At 53.0% G+C, this 18,828-nt stretch carries 18 protein-coding genes; 15 read left to right on the forward strand and 3 right to left on the reverse strand.

Annotation, left to right across the window (positions count from 1 at the left end):
• The first annotated feature begins 107 nt into the window (after nt 1-107).
• The 9 genes from udp to tatD all read left to right on the forward strand — a co-directional run bounded on the left by udp (nt 108) and on the right by tatD (nt 8,049).
• Nucleotides 108-869, forward strand: coding sequence for a uridine phosphorylase (gene udp / locus FOB24_RS02055; protein ID WP_006686084.1), 762 nt, complete (start codon nt 108-110; stop codon nt 867-869).
• Between the two features lie 140 nt (nt 870-1,009).
• On the forward strand, nt 1,010-2,440 hold the full coding sequence (gene rmuC, locus FOB24_RS02060; RefSeq protein WP_087856731.1) for a DNA recombination protein RmuC: 1,431 nt from the start codon (nt 1,010-1,012) through the stop codon (nt 2,438-2,440).
• A gap of 94 nt (nt 2,441-2,534) precedes the next feature.
• Nucleotides 2,535-3,290, forward strand: a complete 756-nt coding sequence (ubiE, locus tag FOB24_RS02065) for a bifunctional demethylmenaquinone methyltransferase/2-methoxy-6-polyprenyl-1,4-benzoquinol methylase UbiE (RefSeq protein WP_003017897.1) — start codon at nt 2,535-2,537, stop codon at nt 3,288-3,290.
• Between the two features lie 13 nt (nt 3,291-3,303).
• The gene (gene ubiJ, locus FOB24_RS02070; protein ID WP_150344455.1) at nt 3,304-3,909 is read left to right on the forward strand and encodes a ubiquinone biosynthesis protein UbiJ; all 606 of its coding nucleotides are present in this window, start codon (nt 3,304-3,306) and stop codon (nt 3,907-3,909) included.
• Nucleotides 3,906-5,546 (forward strand): ubiquinone biosynthesis regulatory protein kinase UbiB, encoded by a 1,641-nt coding sequence (ubiB, locus tag FOB24_RS02075; protein ID WP_069325080.1) that lies wholly within the window; start codon nt 3,906-3,908, stop codon nt 5,544-5,546. Before ubiJ ends, ubiB begins: the two co-directional genes overlap by 4 nt.
• Nucleotides 5,547-5,624: 78 nt before the next feature.
• Nucleotides 5,625-5,879 carry a Sec-independent protein translocase subunit TatA gene (tatA, locus tag FOB24_RS02080; RefSeq protein ID WP_003017888.1) on the forward strand — a complete coding sequence of 85 codons (255 nt, stop codon included), beginning with the start codon at nt 5,625-5,627 and terminating at the stop codon, nt 5,877-5,879.
• A 3-nt stretch (nt 5,880-5,882) separates the two neighbouring features.
• Nucleotides 5,883-6,431: a Sec-independent protein translocase protein TatB gene (tatB, locus tag FOB24_RS02085; protein ID WP_085049780.1), complete on the forward strand. Its 549-nt coding sequence runs from the start codon at nt 5,883-5,885 to the stop codon at nt 6,429-6,431.
• A 2-nt stretch (nt 6,432-6,433) separates the two neighbouring features.
• The gene (gene tatC, locus FOB24_RS02090; RefSeq protein ID WP_038634459.1) at nt 6,434-7,225 is read left to right on the forward strand and encodes a Sec-independent protein translocase subunit TatC; all 792 of its coding nucleotides are present in this window, start codon (nt 6,434-6,436) and stop codon (nt 7,223-7,225) included.
• 41 nt (nt 7,226-7,266) lie between these two features.
• Nucleotides 7,267-8,049, forward strand: a complete 783-nt coding sequence (gene tatD / locus FOB24_RS02095) for a 3'-5' ssDNA/RNA exonuclease TatD (RefSeq protein WP_150344456.1) — start codon at nt 7,267-7,269, stop codon at nt 8,047-8,049.
• Nucleotides 8,050-8,055: 6 nt separating this feature from the next.
• Here the strand turns inward: tatD and rfaH are convergent, their stop codons facing one another.
• A complete protein-coding gene (rfaH, locus tag FOB24_RS02100; RefSeq protein ID WP_038634455.1) occupies nt 8,056-8,544 on the reverse strand; it encodes a transcription/translation regulatory transformer protein RfaH in 489 nt (162 codons plus the stop codon).
• Nucleotides 8,545-8,748: 204 nt separating this feature from the next.
• On the opposite strand from rfaH, the gene ubiD reads away from it, so the two are divergent.
• From ubiD to FOB24_RS02120, 4 genes are all read left to right on the forward strand, one after another.
• Nucleotides 8,749-10,242, forward strand: coding sequence for a 4-hydroxy-3-polyprenylbenzoate decarboxylase (ubiD, locus tag FOB24_RS02105; RefSeq protein WP_150344457.1), 1,494 nt, complete (start codon nt 8,749-8,751; stop codon nt 10,240-10,242).
• Between the two features lie 40 nt (nt 10,243-10,282).
• Nucleotides 10,283-10,984 (forward strand): NAD(P)H-flavin reductase, encoded by a 702-nt coding sequence (gene fre, locus FOB24_RS02110; RefSeq protein WP_038634448.1) that lies wholly within the window; start codon nt 10,283-10,285, stop codon nt 10,982-10,984.
• 228 nt (nt 10,985-11,212) lie between these two features.
• Entirely contained in the window at nt 11,213-12,139 is a 927-nt protein-coding gene (locus tag FOB24_RS02115; protein WP_087856728.1) for an ROK family protein, read from the forward strand.
• Nucleotides 12,136-13,116: a LacI family DNA-binding transcriptional regulator gene (locus FOB24_RS02120; protein ID WP_137347630.1), complete on the forward strand. Its 981-nt coding sequence runs from the start codon at nt 12,136-12,138 to the stop codon at nt 13,114-13,116. Before FOB24_RS02115 ends, FOB24_RS02120 begins: the two co-directional genes overlap by 4 nt.
• Before the next feature lie 213 nt (nt 13,117-13,329).
• Here the strand turns inward: FOB24_RS02120 and fadA are convergent, their stop codons facing one another.
• Both fadA and fadB read right to left on the reverse strand, forming a co-directional pair.
• Nucleotides 13,330-14,493: an acetyl-CoA C-acyltransferase FadA gene (gene fadA / locus FOB24_RS02125; RefSeq protein WP_150344458.1), complete on the reverse strand. Its 1,164-nt coding sequence runs from the start codon at nt 14,491-14,493 to the stop codon at nt 13,330-13,332.
• Nucleotides 14,494-14,502: 9 nt separating this feature from the next.
• Nucleotides 14,503-16,692, reverse strand: coding sequence for a fatty acid oxidation complex subunit alpha FadB (gene fadB / locus FOB24_RS02130; RefSeq protein ID WP_150344459.1), 2,190 nt, complete (start codon nt 16,690-16,692; stop codon nt 14,503-14,505).
• Nucleotides 16,693-16,879: 187 nt separating this feature from the next.
• Between fadB and pepQ the strand changes: the two genes are divergently transcribed.
• Both pepQ and FOB24_RS02140 read left to right on the forward strand, forming a co-directional pair.
• Nucleotides 16,880-18,211, forward strand: a complete 1,332-nt coding sequence (gene pepQ / locus FOB24_RS02135; protein WP_038634435.1) for a Xaa-Pro dipeptidase — start codon at nt 16,880-16,882, stop codon at nt 18,209-18,211.
• A complete protein-coding gene (locus FOB24_RS02140; RefSeq protein ID WP_085049785.1) occupies nt 18,211-18,825 on the forward strand; it encodes an IMPACT family protein in 615 nt (204 codons plus the stop codon). Before pepQ ends, FOB24_RS02140 begins: the two co-directional genes overlap by 1 nt.
• Nucleotides 18,826-18,828 lie beyond the last annotated feature (3 nt).

Below are 18,828 nucleotides of genomic sequence, written 5' to 3' on the forward strand. Positions count from 1 at the left end.
TGCAATTGATTTACATCATGGTGATGTCTGTCACGAAAATTTGTTTATGCCTTCGGTAAAGTGTGTTTTTGCTTCTTCTGACAAAACCGATTCACAGAGGAGTTTTTATGTCTAAGTCTGATGTTTTTCATCTCGGCCTCACTAAGAACGATTTACAAGGGGCCCAGCTCGCTATCGTCCCTGGCGACCCGGAGCGTGTGGAAAAGATCGCCGCGCTGATGGATAAGCCGGTTAAGCTGGCATCCCATCGCGAGTTCACGACCTGGCGTGCTGAGCTGGATGGTAAAGCCGTGATCGTTTGCTCTACCGGTATCGGCGGCCCGTCCACCTCTATTGCCGTAGAAGAACTGGCGCAACTGGGCATTCGTACCTTCCTGCGTATCGGTACGACTGGCGCAATTCAGCCGCACATCAATGTTGGCGACGTGCTGGTCACCACTGCGTCTGTCCGTCTGGATGGTGCAAGCCTGCACTTCGCGCCAATGGAATTCCCGGCCGTTGCCGACTTCGAGTGCACCACTGCGCTGGTGGAAGCGGCGAAATCTATCGGTGCGACTACCCACGTGGGCGTCACCGCGTCATCTGACACCTTCTACCCGGGCCAGGAGCGTTATGACACCTTCTCTGGTCGCGTAGTGAGTCGTTTCAAAGGCTCGATGGAAGAGTGGCAGTCCATGGGGGTCATGAACTACGAAATGGAATCCGCAACGTTGCTGACCATGTGTGCCAGCCAGGGCCTGCGTGCCGGTATGGTTGCTGGTGTTATCGTGAACCGTACTCAGCAAGAGATCCCCAATGCGGAAACGATGAAACAAACGGAAAGCCACGCGGTGAAAATCGTGGTGGAAGCTGCCCGCCGTTTACTGTAATTCTCACTTCTGTTCAAAAAGGCCGACGTGTTCGGCCTTTTTATTTTGCGTAGTGCCTCGCAGGAAATTCCTTTTAAACTGGACGTTTATACAGCACAATTCTATTTTGTGCGGGTAAGCCGTTGCTGTAAGGGGGCGTTGTGGATATTTCAATTATGATGAGTGCTGTGTTGGCGTTAGCCGCAGGGCTGCTGGTGGGGTGGCTGGCGACAAAAGCGCGGGCCGATCAGATCCGTGCCGACCTCATCGAAGAGCGACGTGAACTGGATATTGCGTTAAGCGCTGCCCGGCAACAACTCGCACAGGAAGCCCACTGGCGCGACGAGTGCGAGCTACTCAATAACGAATTACGCAGCCTGCACAGCATCAACACCTCTCTGGAAGCCGATCTCCGTGAAGTCACTACCCGGCTGGAAGCGACGCAGCAGCATGCGGAAGATAAAATCCGCCAGATGATCAACAGCGAACAGCGCCTGAGTGAACAGTTTGAAAACCTGGCGAACCGCATTTTTGAGCACAGCAACCGCCGCGTCGATGAGCAAAACCGCCAAAGCCTGAACAGCCTGCTGGCGCCGCTTCGTGAACAGCTGGACGGTTTTCGTCGTCAGGTTCAGGATAGCTTCGGCAAAGAGGCGCAGGAACGTCATACTCTGGCGCATGAAATTCGTAATCTTCAGCAACTGAACGCGCAGATGGCGCAGGAAGCGGTAAACCTGACGCGGGCGTTAAAAGGCGATAACAAAACGCAGGGCAACTGGGGGGAGGTGGTACTCACGCGGGTGCTTGAAGCCTCCGGTCTGCGTGAAGGTTATGAATACGAAACTCAGGTTAGCATTGAAAACGATGCCCGTTCGCGTATGCAGCCCGATGTCATTGTCCGGCTACCCCAGGGGAAAGATGTGGTGATCGACGCAAAAATGACGTTGGTTGCCTATGAGCGCTATTTTAACGCGGAAGATGAATATACCCGCGAGAGCGCGTTGCAGGAGCACATCGCCTCAGTGCGAAACCATATTCGTCTGCTGGGCCGAAAAGATTATCAACAGCTTCCCGGGCTGCGTTCGCTTGACTACGTGCTGATGTTTATTCCCGTCGAGCCTGCTTTTTTGCTGGCGCTGGACAGGCAACCTGAACTGATAACCGAGGCGCTTAAAAATAACATTATGCTGGTCAGCCCCACCACGTTGTTAGTGGCATTGCGCACGATCGCCAACCTGTGGCGCTACGAGCATCAGAGCCGTAATGCGCAACAAATTGCCGATCGGGCCAGTAAACTTTATGACAAGATGCGCTTGTTTGTGGATGATATGTCGGCGATTGGCCAAAGTCTGGATAAAGCCCAGGACAACTACCGACAAGCGATGAAAAAACTCTCTTCAGGCCGTGGAAACGTCCTGTCACAGGCAGAGGCGTTTCGCAGTTTAGGTGTGGAAATTAAGCGCGAGATAAATCCTGAGCTGGCTGAACAAGCCACTACGCAGGATGAAGAGTACCGCTTGCGCTCGGTCCCTGAGACGCAACAGGATGCGCCTTACCCTGATGACGAAGCGGTAAATCAGCAATCAAACTAGTCCGTTTGGGGTAGTTGAACGGGGTAGAAGGGTAGGGCAAATTGGCCCAATCTGTTACACTTCTTGAACATTTTTTGAATGAGCAGGCACTGAGATGGTGGATAATTCACAAGAAACGACGCACTTTGGCTTTCAGACCGTCGCTAAAGAGCAGAAAGCTGACATGGTGGCCCACGTTTTTCATTCTGTGGCCTCGAAATATGACGTTATGAATGACTTAATGTCATTTGGCATTCATCGTTTGTGGAAGCGCTTCACCATTGATTGCAGTGGCGTGCGTCGCGGTCAAACCGTACTGGATTTGGCAGGCGGTACGGGCGACCTGACGGCGAAATTCTCTCGCATGGTGGGTGAAACCGGTAAAGTCGTACTGGCGGATATCAATGACTCAATGCTCAAAATGGGTCGCGAAAAGCTGCGTAATATCGGCGTAGTGGGTAACGTTGAGTACGTTCAGGCGAACGCGGAAGCACTGCCTTTCCCTGACAACACGTTTGACTGCATTACCATTTCTTTCGGTCTGCGCAACGTAACGGATAAAGACAAAGCTTTGCGATCCATGTATCGCGTGTTGAAGCCGGGCGGACGTTTACTGGTGCTGGAGTTCTCCAAGCCGATTATCGAACCGCTGAGCAAGGCCTACGATGCTTATTCTTTCCATGTTCTGCCGCGCATCGGTTCCATGGTCGCAAGCGATGCGGACAGTTACCGCTATTTGGCGGAGTCTATTCGCATGCATCCCGATCAGGACACGCTAAAAGCAATGATGCAAGATGCCGGGTTCGAAAGCGTTGATTACTACAACCTGACGGCTGGTGTCGTTGCGCTGCATCGTGGTTACAAGTTCTGACAGGAGATTGGGGATGCCTTTAAAACCCTTAGTGACCGCAGGTGTTGAAAATCTGCTCAATACCTTTCTGTATCGTTCTCCTGCGCTGAAATCAGCCCGAACGCGTTTACAGAGCAAGGTGCTGCGTGTTGATCTTAAAGGATTTTCAACACCCTTAGTCCTGGTGTTTAGTGAGCGCCAGCTCGATGTGCTGGGGGCATGGGAAGGCGAAGCCGATTGCACAGTAATCACACATGCCAGCGTGTTGCCGAAATTACGCGACCGCCAGCAACTTACCACGCTTATTCGCAGCGGTGAGCTGGAAGTTCAGGGTGATATCCAGGTGGTGCAGAACTTTGTGGCGCTGGCCGATCTGGCTGAGTTTGATCCCGCAGAGCTGTTAGCGCCCTATACCGGCGATATCGTCGCGGAGGGGGTCAGCAAAGTCTTGCGTGGCGGCGCGAAGTTCTTGCGCCATAACATTCAGCGCCAGCAGCGCTATGTAGCCGAAGCGATCACCGAAGAGTGGCGTATGGCTCCCGGCTCGCTCGAGGTTGCATGGTTTGCAGAAGAAACGGCAGCCGTTGAACGTGCGGTCGAATCTCTGGCCAAACGGCTGGAAAAACTGGAGGCCAAATGACGCCAGGTGAAGTACGGCGCCTTTATTTCATCATTCGCACTTTCTTAAGCTACGGTCTTGATGAACTCATCCCTAAAATGCGTATCACGCTGCCGCTTCGGTTGTGGCGTTACTCGCTGTTCTGGATGCCCAACCAACATAAAGACAAACCGCTGGGAGAAAGGCTGAGACTGGCTTTACAGGAGCTCGGCCCGGTGTGGATCAAATTTGGGCAAATGCTCTCTACCCGTCGTGACCTTTTCCCACCGCACATCGCCGATCAGCTTGCGCTATTGCAGGATCGCGTTGCCCCATTCGATGGGCAGCGAGCGAAAGAACAAATCGAAGAAGCCATGGGCGGGCTGCCCGTCGAGGAGTGGTTTGATGATTTTGAGATCACGCCGCTGGCATCCGCGTCTATTGCTCAGGTCCATACCGCACGACTGAAGTCCAATGGTAAAGAGGTGGTGATCAAAGTTATCCGCCCGGACATACTGCCGGTCATTAAAGCGGATTTAAAACTGATTTACCGCCTTGCGCGCTGGGTTCCTCGTCTGCTACCGGATGGCCGTCGTCTACGGCCAACAGAAGTGGTCCGCGAGTATGAAAAAACGTTGATTGATGAGCTGAACCTGCTGCGCGAATCGGCGAACGCAATTCAGCTGCGACGTAATTTTGAAGATAGCCCGATGCTGTACATCCCGGAAGTGTATTCCGACTATTGCAGTCAGAACATGATGGTGATGGAGCGCATATATGGTATCCCCGTATCTGATGTCGCAACGCTTGAGAAGAATGGCACCAACATGAAGTTGTTGGCTGAACGCGGCGTGCAGGTCTTCTTTACTCAGGTATTTCGCGACAGTTTTTTCCATGCGGACATGCATCCTGGGAATATTTTCGTGAGTTATGAGCACCCTGAAAACCCGAAATACATTGGTATTGATTGCGGGATTGTGGGTTCTTTAAATAAAGAAGATAAGCGCTATCTTGCTGAAAACTTTATTGCGTTCTTTAACCGAGACTACCGCAAAGTTGCCGAACTGCACGTGGATTCAGGTTGGGTTCCGCCTGATACCAACGTTGAAGAGTTTGAATTTGCAATCCGTACCGTGTGCGAGCCGATATTCGAAAAACCGCTGGCGGAGATTTCCTTTGGCCACGTGCTGTTGAATCTGTTTAACACCGCGCGTCGATTCAATATGGAAGTCCAGCCTCAGTTGGTTTTGCTCCAGAAGACGCTGCTGTACGTTGAAGGTGTCGGACGACAACTCTATCCGCAGTTAGATTTGTGGAAAACGGCCAAGCCGTTTCTCGAATCATGGATTAAAGATCAGGTCGGTATTCCTGCGCTCGTCAGGGCATTTAAAGAAAAAGCTCCGTTCTGGGTCGAAAAAATGCCAGAAATACCTGAACTGGTGTATGACAGTTTGCGCCAGGGCAAATATTTACAGCACAGTGTTGATAAGATTGCCCGCGAGCTTCACGCGAATCATGTGCGTCAGGGACAATCCCGTTATTTATTGGGCATTGGCGCAACATTGTTGCTAAGTGGAACATTCCTGCTGGTAAGCCGCCCTGAGTGGGGGCTTATGCCGGGCTGGTTAATGGCGGGAGGCGTCATAGCCTGGATAATCGGCTGGCGCAAAATGCGCTGAATTTTTCATCGCCCAAGGCAGGCCGTGTAACGTATACTACGGCCTTATTAATTCATCATCTATGACAGAGGAACATGTATGGGTGGTATCAGTATTTGGCAGTTGTTGATCATTGCCGTCATCGTTGTACTGCTATTTGGCACCAAGAAACTCGGCTCCATCGGTTCCGATCTTGGCGCGTCTATTAAAGGCTTCAAAAAAGCGATGGGTGATGATGAACCTAAGCAAGATAAAACCAGCCAGGACGCTGATTTTACTGCTAAATCCATTACCGATAAGCAGGGCGAAGTGAAAAAGGAAGACGCCAAAAGCCAAGATAAAGAGCAGGTATAATCCGTGTTTGATATCGGTTTTAGCGAACTGTTATTGGTATTCGTGATCGGCCTCATTGTCCTGGGGCCGCAACGATTACCCGTGGCGGTAAAAACGGTTGCTGGCTGGGTTCGCGCTTTGCGTTCCCTTGCAACTACTGTTCAGAACGAACTGACCCAGGAGCTTAAGCTTCAGGAATTCCAGGACAGCCTGAAGAAAGTAGAGAAAGCGAGCCTGACAAATCTGACCCCGGAGCTGAAAGCATCAATGGATGAGCTGCGTGAAGCGGCGGAGTCGATGAAGCGTTCTTATAGCGTGCACGATCCTGAGAAAGCCAGCGATGAAGCGCACACTATCCATAATCCGGTGGTGAAAGACGGTGAAGCGCAGCGAGAAGGGGTCACCCCAGCTGCCGCTGAAAACCAGGCCAGTTCGCCGGAGCAAAAACCGGAATCCACGGGTGCTAAAACGCCAGAGCCGACGGAAAACACTTCCGCCACGTTGATGGATGCAGAAAAGAAAGCTGCCGCACCTGTTGTCGAATCCTCCCCCTCGTCGAGTGATAAACCGTAAACATGGCTGTAGAAGATACCCAACCGCTCATCACGCATCTTATTGAGCTGCGTAAGCGACTCCTGAACTGCATTATTGCTGTGTTCGTGATCTTTCTGGCATTGGTGTACTTTGCCAACGACATTTACCATATGGTTGCGGCGCCGTTGATCAAACAGATGCCGCAGGGCGCAACAATGATCGCCACCGATGTGGCCTCGCCGTTCTTTACCCCGATAAAGTTAACCTTCATGGTGTCGCTGATTCTGTCAGCGCCAGTGATCCTCTATCAGGTCTGGGCATTCATTGCGCCTGCTTTGTACAAACATGAACGTCGCCTGGTTGTGCCGTTGTTGGTCTCCAGTTCGTTATTGTTCTACATCGGTATGGCATTCGCCTATTTTGTCGTCTTCCCGTTGGCGTTTGGTTTCCTTGCCAATACGGCTCCGCAAGGCGTACAGGTATCGACAGACATTGCCAGCTATCTCAGTTTCGTAATGGCGCTGTTTATGGCTTTCGGTGTCTCTTTTGAGGTTCCTGTCGCCATTGTGCTGCTATGCTGGATGGGCATTACGACGCCTGAAGACTTACGCAAGAAACGCCCTTACGTTGTAGTGGGGGCATTTGTCGTCGGGATGCTATTGACCCCGCCAGATGTCTTCTCGCAAACGCTGTTGGCGATACCGATGTACTGCCTGTTTGAGGTGGGTGTGTTCTTCTCTCGATTCTATGTCGGTAAGCGACGTACGCGAGATGAGGATAACGAGGCTGAAGAAGCAAAAGAAGCTGAAGCCACCGAGAAAACTGAAGAATAAACGCAACCGCCCGTCAGGGCGGTTGTCATATGGGAGGAAGCATGTTTGATATTGGCGTTAATTTAACCAGTTCACAATTTGCGAAAGACCGGGATGAGGTCGTGGCGCGCGCCTTTGCTGCGGGCGTAAACGGTATGCTCCTGACCGGAACAAACCTGCACGAAAGCCAGCAGGCTTTAACGTTGGCGCAGCATTATCCGCATTGCTGGTCCACGGCTGGCGTGCACCCGCATGACAGCAGCCAATGGCAGTCCTCAACAGAAGCAGAAATTATTGCGCTGGCAAACCATTCGAAGGTGGTCGCTATTGGTGAGTGCGGCCTGGATTTTAATCGCAATTTCTCCACGCCGCAGGAGCAGGAGCGTGCTTTTGAGGCGCAACTGCGCATTGCTGCTGAACTGCAGATGCCGGTTTTCATGCATTGTCGGGACGCCCATGATCGTTTTCTGACGTTGCTGGAGCCGTGGCTGGACAGCCTGCCCGGTGCGGTGCTGCACTGCTTTACTGGCTCGCGTCAGGAGATGCAGGACTGTGTAGACCGCGGGCTTTATATTGGTATCACCGGGTGGGTCTGTGATGAGCGCCGGGGCATGGAACTGCGTGAGCTGCTGCCCTTTATCCCGGTTGAGAGATTGCTGATCGAAACCGATGCGCCCTACTTACTTCCCCGGGATTTAACGCCTAAACCAGCGTCACGGCGCAATGAACCTGCGCACCTACCCCATATTCTTGAGCGTATTGCCCACTGGCGCGGCGAGGATCCTCAATGGTTGTCAGCAACCATTGATGCGAACGTCAGAACGCTGTTTGAAGTGACTTTCTAAGGCGACTTAAATTTTTCGAAAGCCGGTGTTTTTCACGCTCTGCTTAACCTCTTTATTCAATAGGTTAAGCAGCAGCATGGAACGCGCTTCGCCATCGGGTTCGGTAAAGATCGCTTTCAAACCCTCAAACGCACCTTCGGTAATAATCACACTGTCCCCCGGATGAGGGGTTTCAGGGTCAACAATACCTTCAGGTTTATAGATGGAAAGTTGATGAATGACGGGAGAAGGAACGGTCGCCGGCGTCGCACCGAAACGGACGAAATGGCTAACACCACGCGTGGCATTGATGGTGGTGGTGTGGATCACTTCCGGGTCGAACTCGACAAACATATAATTAGGGAATAGGGGTTCACTGACTGTGGTCCGTTTACCGCGCACCATTTTTTCCAGGGTGATCATAGGCGTCAGGCAGTTCACCGCCTGTCTTTCCAGATGTTCCTGGGCTCGCTGAAGTTGCCCACGTTTGCAGTACAGTAAATACCAGGATTGCATAATAACTCTTATCCGCTTGTTCTGAGCGCCAGCATAGCAAAAGCCATGAGTTAAGTTAATTATACCCGCCGCAAAGCAGGCTGAAACCCAATGGGTATATACTCCCAGGCCTTATATGTATCGCCAGAGTTCACGCTAATTTAACAAAAATACAGCATCACAATGATGAACGCCGTATAATGAAGCGCTTACGAAGAGGCCACAATGGACGCCATGAAATATCACGATTTACGCGACTTCCTGACGCTGCTTGAACAGCAGGGCGAGCTCAAACGCATTTCGCTTGAGGTGGATCCCCATCTGGAGATCACTGAAATTGCCGATCGCACCTTGCGTGCCGGTGGGCCTGCGTTACTGTTTGAAAATCCTAAAGGCTATACAATGCCGGTGCTGTGTAACCTGTTTGGCACACCGAAGCGTGTGGCGATGGGGATGGGGCAAGAAGATGTCTCGGCGCTACGGGAAGTGGGTAAGCTGTTGGCGTTTTTGAAAGAGCCTGAGCCACCGAAAGGATTTCGCGATCTGTTCGATAAGCTGCCGCAGTTTAAGCAGGTGTTGAACATGCCGACTAAGCGGTTACGCGGCGCGCCTTGCCAGCAAAAAATCTATTCAGGCGATGAAGTCGATTTAAACCGTATTCCGATTATGACCTGCTGGCCAGAGGATGCTGCGCCGCTGATTACCTGGGGGCTGACCGTTACGCGCGGCCCGCATAAAGAGCGGCAGAATCTCGGTATCTATCGTCAGCAACTGATTGGCAAAAACAAGCTCATTATGCGCTGGCTTTCCCATCGCGGCGGCGCGCTTGATTATCAGGAGTGGCGCGCGGCGCATCCTGGTGAACGGTTCCCGGTTTCTGTGGCCTTGGGAGCAGACCCGGCAACAATTCTGGGCGCTGTTACACCTGTCCCGGATACATTATCTGAGTACGCATTTGCCGGGCTGTTGCGTGGCACCAAAACTGAAGTGGTCAAATGTATTTCCAACGATCTGGAAGTGCCTGCCAGCGCTGAAATTGTGCTGGAAGGCTATATCGAACCGGGTGAAATGGCCCCGGAAGGACCATATGGCGATCATACTGGTTACTACAATGAAGTAGATAGCTTCCCGGTCTTTACCGTCACGCACATTACTCAGCGTGAAGATGCAATTTATCACTCTACCTACACCGGACGCCCGCCTGATGAGCCCGCAGTGCTTGGCGTGGCGCTGAATGAAGTCTTCGTGCCTATTCTGCAAAAGCAGTTTCCGGAAATCGTCGACTTTTACCTGCCTCCCGAAGGCTGCTCATATCGCCTGGCCGTGGTGACGATGAAAAAACAGTACGCTGGTCATGCCAAACGCGTCATGATGGGTGTCTGGTCGTTTTTGCGTCAGTTTATGTACACCAAATTTGTTATTGTCTGCGATGATGACGTCAACGCACGCGACTGGAATGATGTGATTTGGGCGATTACGACGCGTATGGACCCGGCCCGGGATACTGTACTGGTAGAGAATACACCCATTGATTACCTGGATTTTGCCTCGCCGGTTTCCGGTCTTGGTTCAAAAATGGGGCTGGATGCCACCAATAAATGGCCGGGCGAAACCCAACGCGAATGGGGACGTCCGATAAAAAAAGATCCTGAAGTCACTGCACGTATTGACGCAATTTGGGATGAACTGGCCATCTTTAATGACGGCAAAAGCGCCTGAGGCGCGATCGTTTTGCCTATTGATCCGACAGAGAGAGCGCATGACAACCTTAAGCTGTAAAGTGACCTCGGTAGAAGCTATCACTGACACCGTATATCGCGTTCGTTTAGTGCCAGACGCGGCGTTTTCCTTTCGTGCCGGCCAGTATTTAATGGTCGTGATGGACGAACGAGATAAGCGCCCGTTCTCCATGGCATCTACGCCGGACGAGCAGGGGTTCATTGAACTGCACGTTGGCGCTTCTGAGCTAAATCTGTACGCCATGGCCGTGATGGACCGCATTCTGAAAGACCGGGAAATTAAGGTCGACATTCCGCATGGCGAAGCCTGGCTACGTGATGAGGACGAACGACCGTTGCTCCTGATTGCCGGCGGGACGGGATTCTCTTACGCGCGTTCCATTCTGCTTACCGCGCTGGCGCGCAATCCAAATCGCGATATCACTATTTACTGGGGCGGGCGCGAAGAGAAGCATCTCTACGATCTCTCTGAGCTGGAAGCGCTGTCAGTAAATCATCCGAATCTGCGCGTTGAGCCAGTGGTAGAACAGCCTGAAGAAGGCTGGCGTGGCCGTACGGGCACCGTATTAACGGCAGTATTACAGGATTACGGTACCCTGGCGGAACACGATATCTACATTGCCGGACGTTTTGAAATGGCTAAAATCGCGCGCGATCTGTTCTGCAATGAACGCAGTGCGCGTGAAGACCGCCTGTTTGGCGACGCGTTCGCGTTTATTTAAGCGCTGTGCGCCGGAGCCCTTCCGGCGCATTCATTACTCACCTTACTTCTACTAACAGGGTGCAAGCCCGGTCTCGTTGCCTTTCTTTCTTCACCAGTTTTTAGTAAACATTTTTTTCTATCTATTAATCATAAAAATAAGCTTTTGTGACGGAGCTCTTTTTGTTTAGTAAACAAGGTTGGCAAGCTATGCAGCATCACATTACAAGGCGCAAACGAGGGAAAAAACATGAGGCTTGGCCTGGATATTGGCGGGACTAAAATCGAAGCGGTAGTGATTGATAATACGGGGGAAATTGTTTATCGCGAGCGATGCGCAACCCCAAAGCAGAGCTATGGCGATTTTTTCCACGCCGTAACGGAGATGATTGCTAAGGCCAGGCAGGCCGTTAATCAGCCTTTCTCGGTTGGCGTTGGGGTGCCCGGTGCGGTGGATAGCGAAGGGTTAATCAAAAACTCCAACATTCTGGTGCTGAATCAGCAGAGCTTTGCGCAAGATCTTGAGCAAGCGTTAGGGATGGCAGTGCCCGTCACCAACGATGCTAACTGCTTTACGCTGTCAGAGGCGATGGACGGCAGCGGATATGGGCACAGCGTCGTTTTTGGCGTCATCCTCGGTACCGGTTGCGGCGGCGGTGTGTGTATCGATAACCGCCTGATTTCCGGTCCTAACGCCTGCGCAGGCGAGTGGGGGCATAATGCCTTGCCGCGTTATCATGAATCCCGAGATGGGGCCGCAGTGACATGCTATTGCGGACAGTTGAACTGTATCGAAAGCTTTATTTCCGGCAGCGGTCTGGAACGCCAGTATTTGAACCACACCGCGCAACATGCGGGTGTGCCACAAATTATGCGACAGGTAGAATCGGGTGATGCAGATGCCTGTTTGTTATGGGAACGCTATTGCGATCAACTGGCGCGAGCGTTGGCAAGCGTGGTGAATACGCTCGATCCCGATGTGATTGTGTTGGGGGGCGGGGTATCTAATATCGATTTACTGTATTCTGGCTTGCAGGCGCGAGTAGCACAGTACGTATTTGGTAAACAGTGCCGTACACCGATCGTTCCGGCCAGACACGGCGACAGCAGCGGCGTACGTGGTGCCGCCTGGCTGGGGGCGCAACGAGCCTGCGTAGAATCAATGAGAGTGAAATGACGAAACCTGTACGTATCAGAGACATTGCCGAAGCATGTGGGGTCTCAGTTGGCGCTGTTTCCCGCGCCCTAAAAGGGCAGCCGGGGCTGCGTGAGGATACCCGGTTGCGCATTATTTCTGTGGCGCAGCAGCAGGGTTATGATTTTTCCCGCTTGCGCAGCGACAAGATCAAACGCGTCCTGTTTTTGCTGCATCGTCAGCACAATATCAGCCGCGCATTACCGTTTTACTCCCAACTGCTGTTAGGTATAGAAGATCTTTGTCGCGAGAATGGTATTGCGCTGAGCTTTCTGTCTATCGGTCCGGGTGATACGGTGAGTGAGCAGGTGATGCTGCACCAGCCGGATGCGCTGATCTGCGCCGGATTTTTTGAGCCTGAATTGCTTGGGCTGCTGCAACAGATGAAACTGCCGCTGGTACTGGTGGATCTCTGGGCGCCTGGCCTGCCTTGTGTCAATCCGGACAATACCCAGGGCGGCTATCTGGCCACGCAACACCTGATTGCACAAGGTCGCAACCGCATCGCGTTTCTTGCCAGTACACTTTCTCACTACAGTATTCGTCAGCGTGAGAAGGGCTATCGTCAGGCATTGTATGAAGCCCGGTTGCTGATGCCGCCAGAGTACGAAGCCATCGCGCCGCCGTTGCTCGATACCGAGCAATCTTTGGTAGAGGCGGTTAATGAGCTGCTCAGGTTGCCGGAGCCACCCGATGCCATTTTTGCCTATAACGATGCGGCAGCGATGGTTGTTCAAAGAGTGTGCGCGCAGCAGGGCATACGTATCCCGGAAGACCTTGCGCTGGTAGGGTTTGATGATATTGATGCCGCAGCCTGGTCACATCCGCCGCTGAGCACTATCGCGGTTGATAAGCAACAGCTGGGTCGGGAAGCGCTGCGTTTACTGTTGGAAGAGAAGCAGGAAGAGAATCTGCTGCTGCCGGTGCAGTTAGTGGTACGTGGTAGTTCAGGGAAATAAAAAACCCGCCCCTGACAGGCGGGAAGAACGGCAACTAAATTTTCTCTCTTCGCCATTGGCACCATAACTGTGTTGGCTGCGCTCATTCACCCGAATCACTTACTACACGTAAGCTCATCGGGATTCATTCACTTGCCGCCTTGTTCTGGCACCAATGGCTTTGAGATAACATTTCGTAGGCCGGGCAAGCGAAGCGCCCCCGGCGTGCCTTGATTAAACTCGCTCGAATACCGTCGCGATGCCCTGACCTAACCCGATACACATCGTCGCCAGACCAAACTGTACGTCTTTGCGTTCCATCAGATTGAGCAGGGTAGTGCTGATACGCGCACCGGAACAACCCAGCGGGTGACCCAATGCGATCGCCCCGCCGTTGAGGTTGATCTTCTCGTCGATCTGCTCCATCAGCCCCAGATCTTTAATACACGGCAGGATCTGGGCGGCAAAAGCTTCATTCATCTCAAACAAGCCGATGTCGCTGGTGGAGAGCCCCGCTTTTTTCAGCGCCAGCTTTGAAGCCGGAACCGGACCGTAACCCATGATGGAAGGGTCGCAGCCGACAACGGCCATTGAACGAATTCGGGCACGTGGCGTCAGACCCAGATCACGGGCACGGCTTTCGCTCATGACCAGCATCGCGGCAGCACCATCGGAAAGCGCGGAAGAGGTACCGGCCGTCACCGTGCCGCTAACCGGATCGAATGCCGGGCGCAGGGTAGAAAGCGCTTCAACCGTGGTCTCCGGGCGGATAACTTCATCGTAGTTAAACTGCTTCAGCACGCCGTCTGCATCATGACCGCCAGTCGGGATGATTTCATTTTTAAATGCGCCAGACTGTGTAGCAGCCCAGGCGCGAGCGTGTGAACGTGCGGCGAAGGCATCCTGCATTTCACGGCTAATACCGTGCATGCGGGAGAGCATTTCCGCCGTCAGGCCCATCATCCCCGCGGCTTTCGCCACGTTGCGGCTCATACCCGGGTGGAAATCAACCCCGTGACTCATCGGCACATGGCCCATATGTTCCACGCCGCCAATCAGGCACGCCTGAGCATCGCCGGTCATGATCATGCGTGCTGCATCATGCAGCGCCTGCATGGATGAACCACACAGACGGTTAACGGTCACTGCCGGTACTGAATGTGGGATTTCCGCCAGTAGTGACGCGTTACGAGCGATATTGAAACCCTGCTCCAGCGTTTGCTGCACGCAGCCCCAGTAAATATCATCAAGCGCGGATGGCTCCAGCGCCGGATTACGCGCCAGCAGGCTACGCATTAAATGTGCGGAGAGGTCTTCTGCCCGCACGTTACGAAACGCTCCCCCTTTTGAACGGCCCATCGGGGTACGGATCGCATCAACAATTACAACCTGTTCCATTGTGACTCCTTAAGCCGTTTTCAGGCTGCCAACCGGGCGGGCAGGCTCAACCTGGGGATAATACGGTTCGTTATGGCGCGCTTTATCACGCAGACCGGCCGGAACTTCATACAGTGGGCCTAGGTGCTGATACTGTTGGGCCATATCGAGATACTTCGCGCTGCCGAGCGTATCCAGCCAGCGGAACGCACCGCCGTGGAACGGAGGGAAGCCCAGGCCATACACCAGCGCCATATCGGCTTCTGCCGGGCTGGCGATAATGCCTTCTTCCAGACAACGCACCACTTCGTTGATCATTGGGATCATCATGCGGGCGATAATCTCGTCATCGCTGAAGTCGCGTTTCGGTTGGCTGACCTCTGCCAGCAGACCATCAACGGCGGTATCTTCTTCTTTCTTCGGCTTGCCCTTGTTGTCTTCTTTATAACGCCAGAACCCGAGACCGTTTTTCTGTCCGAAACGGTTAGCATCAAACAGGGCATCGATCGCATCGCGATAATCTTTCTGCATACGCTGTGGGAAGCCCGCAGACATCACCGCCTGTGCGTGATGCGCGGTATCAATCCCCACCACGTCCAGCAGATAAGCCGGGCCCATCGGCCAGCCAAACTGTTTTTCCATCACTTTGTCGACTTTGCGGAAATCCGCTCCGTCGCGCAGCAACTGGCTGAAACCGGCAAAATAGGGGAACAGCACGCGGTTGACGAAGAAACCAGGGCAGTCATTGACCACAATTGGCGTTTTGCCCATCTGGCTTGCCCAGGCGACAACCTTAGCGATGGTTTCATCTGAGCTTTTTTCGCCGCGAATGATCTCAACCAACGGCATGCGGTGCACCGGGTTAAAGAAGTGCATGCCACAGAAGTTTTCCGGGCGTTTGAGCACGCTGGCCAGTTCGTTGATTGGAATGGTTGAGGTGTTCGAAGCCAGTACGGTGTCCGGGCGTACCTTATCTTCGGTTTCCGCCAGTACCGCTTTTTTCACTTTCGGGTTTTCCACAACCGCTTCGACTACCACGTCCACACGCTCGAAGCCGCTATAGTCGAGGGTTGGATGGATAGTGGAAATCACGCCCGCCATTTTCAGGCCGTCAATTTTGCCGCGCTCGAGCTGTTTGTTCAGCAGCTTGGCCGCTTCGGTCATGCCCAACGTTAATGATTTGTCGTTGATATCTTTCATCACAACCGGCACGCCTTTCCAGGCCGACTGGTAAGCGATACCGCCGCCCATAATCCCCGCGCCCAGCACCGCCGCTTGCTTTGGCGCCTCAATATTTTTGGTGAGCTTTTTGGCTTTGGCTTTCACGAACTGATCGTTAAGGAAGATCCCAACCAATGCGCGAGCTTCACTGGTGTGCGCCAGTGGAACAAAACTTTTATTTTCCAGGTTCAGTGCTTCTTCACGGCCAAAACGGGCTGCCGCCTCAATCGTTTTCACGGCAGTGATTGGTGCGGGATAATGCTTCCCGGCCGTCTGCGCCACCATACCTTTGGCGATAGTAAAGCTCATCGCCGCTTCAATTTTGCTGAGTTTCAACGGTTCCAGCTTCGGCTGGCGTTTGGCTTTCCAGTCGAGATCGCCGTTAATCGCTTGACGTAATATGGCGATCGCGCCATCAAGCAGTTTCTCGTGTTTCACGACGCCATCGACCAGGCCGATTTTCAGCGCCTGCTCAGCACCAACATCTTTACCCGCAGCAATGATTTCCAGCGCGCTGTCCGCACCCAGCATACGTGGCATACGTACGGATCCGCCAAAGCCTGGCATGATGCCCAGCTTGGTTTCCGGCAGGCCGATGCGCAGGTCCGGCGTTGCCAGACGGTAATCGGTCGCCAGCACACACTCGCAGCCGCCGCCCAGCGCATAACCATTTACCGCTGAGAGGGTCGGAACAGGTAGATCTTCCAGACGATTAAAGACGCTGTTGGCAAAATGCAGCCACTGGCTCAACTGTTCTTCAGGCACGAGGAACAATGAAAGGAATTCGGTGATATCGGCACCGACAATAAAGGCTGCTTTGTTAGAGCGCAGCAGCAGCCCTTTTAAATTCGGTTGTTTTTCCAGCACGTCAAGCGCATGGCCCAGGCTGGCAACGGTGGCTGTGTCGAGTTTATTGACCGAACCAGGGGCATCGAACACCAGTTCGGCGATGCCATCTTCCAGCCAGTCGAGGTACAGGGTGTCGCCTTTGTAAAGCATGTCAGTCTCCTGAATCCGCAAGGTGATCTGGTCATACCAGATGAATCGAAGTGTGTGTTTTATGTTAAAAAAATGCAAATGAATGATTAAAGAAATGACGATTCGATCACGCTCGGCAGAAATCACGCACTCACAAAGCGATGTGCTAAGATGCGGAGTCTTGAGGTCAAAAACAGAAGGATAGAAAATGGAATCACTGGCCGCACTCTATAAAAATCATATCGTTACCTTACAAGAGCGGGCGCGCGACGCGCTGGAACGCTTCAAGCTGGATGCGTTACTTATTCACTCTGGCGAACTTGTTAACGTCTTTCTTGACGACCATCCGTACCCGTTTAAGGTCAATCCGCAATTCAAAGCCTGGGTACCCGTAACGCAGGTCCCTAACTGCTGGTTGCTGGTGGATGGTGTGAATAAGCCAAAATTGTGGTTCTATCTGCCGGTCGACTACTGGCATAACGTTGAGCCGCTGCCGACCTCCTTCTGGACAGAAGAAATCGAGATCATCGCGCTGCCAAAAGCGGACGGTATCGGTAGCCAACTGCCAGCTGCTCGCGGCAATATCGGTTATATTGGTCCGGTTCCGGAACGTGCGTTGCAACTGGACATCGCGGCCAGCAACATCAACCCGAAAGGGGTGATCGACTACCTGCATTATTACCGCGCCTTTAAAACGGATTACGAACTGGCCTGTATGCGCGAAGCGCAGAAAATGGCGGTGAATGGACACCGTGCCGCGGAAGAAGCGTTCCGTTCCGGGATGAGCGAGTTTGACATCAACCTGGCTTATCTGACCGCGACCGGTCACCGCGACACTGACGTGCCATACAGCAACATCGTTGCGCTTAATGAGCATGCGTCGGTTCTTCATTACACCAAACTGGATCATCAGGCGCCGTCTGAAATTCGCAGCTTCCTGCTGGACGCTGGTGCGGAATATAACGGCTATGCGGCAGACCTGACGCGTACCTGGTCGGCGAAAAGCGACAACGACTATGCGCATCTGGTGAAAGATGTTAACGACGAAGAGCTGGCGCTTATCGCGACCATGAAAGCAGGTACCAGCTACGTGGATTACCACATTCAGTTCCATCAGCGCATCGCGAAGCTGCTGCGTAAGCATCAAATCATCACCGATATGAGTGAAGAGGCGATGGTGGAAAACGATCTTACTGGACCGTTTATGCCGCACGGTATTGGTCACCCGTTGGGTCTGCAGGTGCATGATGTCGCTGGCTTTATGCAGGATGACAGCGGTACCCACCTTGCTGCCCCGTCGAAGTATCCTTACCTGCGCTGCACCCGTGTTCTGCAGCCGGGCATGGTTCTGACCATCGAACCGGGCATCTACTTTATTGAATCACTGCTGGCGCCGTGGCGTGAAGGGCAGTTCAGCAAACACTTCAACTGGCAGAAAATTGAAGCTCTGAAACCGTTCGGCGGTATTCGTATTGAAGACAACGTGGTGGTCCATGAGAACAATATCGAAAACATGACGCGGGATTTAAAACTGGCGTAATGGACAGTTGGTTAATCCCTGCGGCGCCGGTTAGCGTCGTTGAAGAGATCAAAAAAAGCCGCTTCATTACGCTGCTCGCCCATACGGACGGCGTAGAAGCGGCGAAAGCATTCGTTGAGTCCGTCAAAACGGAACACCCGGACGCCCGCCACCATTGTGTGGCATGGGTGGCGGGTGCGCCGAATGACTCGCAGCAGTTGGGCTTTTCAGACGATGGCGAACCGGCGGGAACGGCAGGCAAGCCGATGCTCGCGCAGCTGATGGGCAGCGGTGTCGGTGAGATTACCGCAGTGGTGGTGCGCTACTACGGCGGTATCCTTCTCGGTACGGGTGGGCTGGTAAAAGCCTACGGTGGCGGTGTGAATCAGGCGTTGCGTCAGTTAACGACACAGCGCAAGACGCCATTAACCGAATATACTTTGCAGTGTGAGTACGGTCAGCTGGCAGGCATAGAAGCTTTGCTGGGTCAGTTTGACGGTAAAGTCGTTGCCAGTGATTACCAGGCTTTTGTTCGGCTCAGGGTGGCGCTTCCTTATGCCAAAGTGGATGAATTTTCGGCAAAACTGGCGGATTTTAGTCGTGGTTCATTGCAATTGTTAGCGATTGAAGAATAATCC

Source organism: Citrobacter werkmanii (assembly GCF_008693645.1).
Taxonomy (GTDB): domain Bacteria; phylum Pseudomonadota; class Gammaproteobacteria; order Enterobacterales; family Enterobacteriaceae; genus Citrobacter; species Citrobacter werkmanii.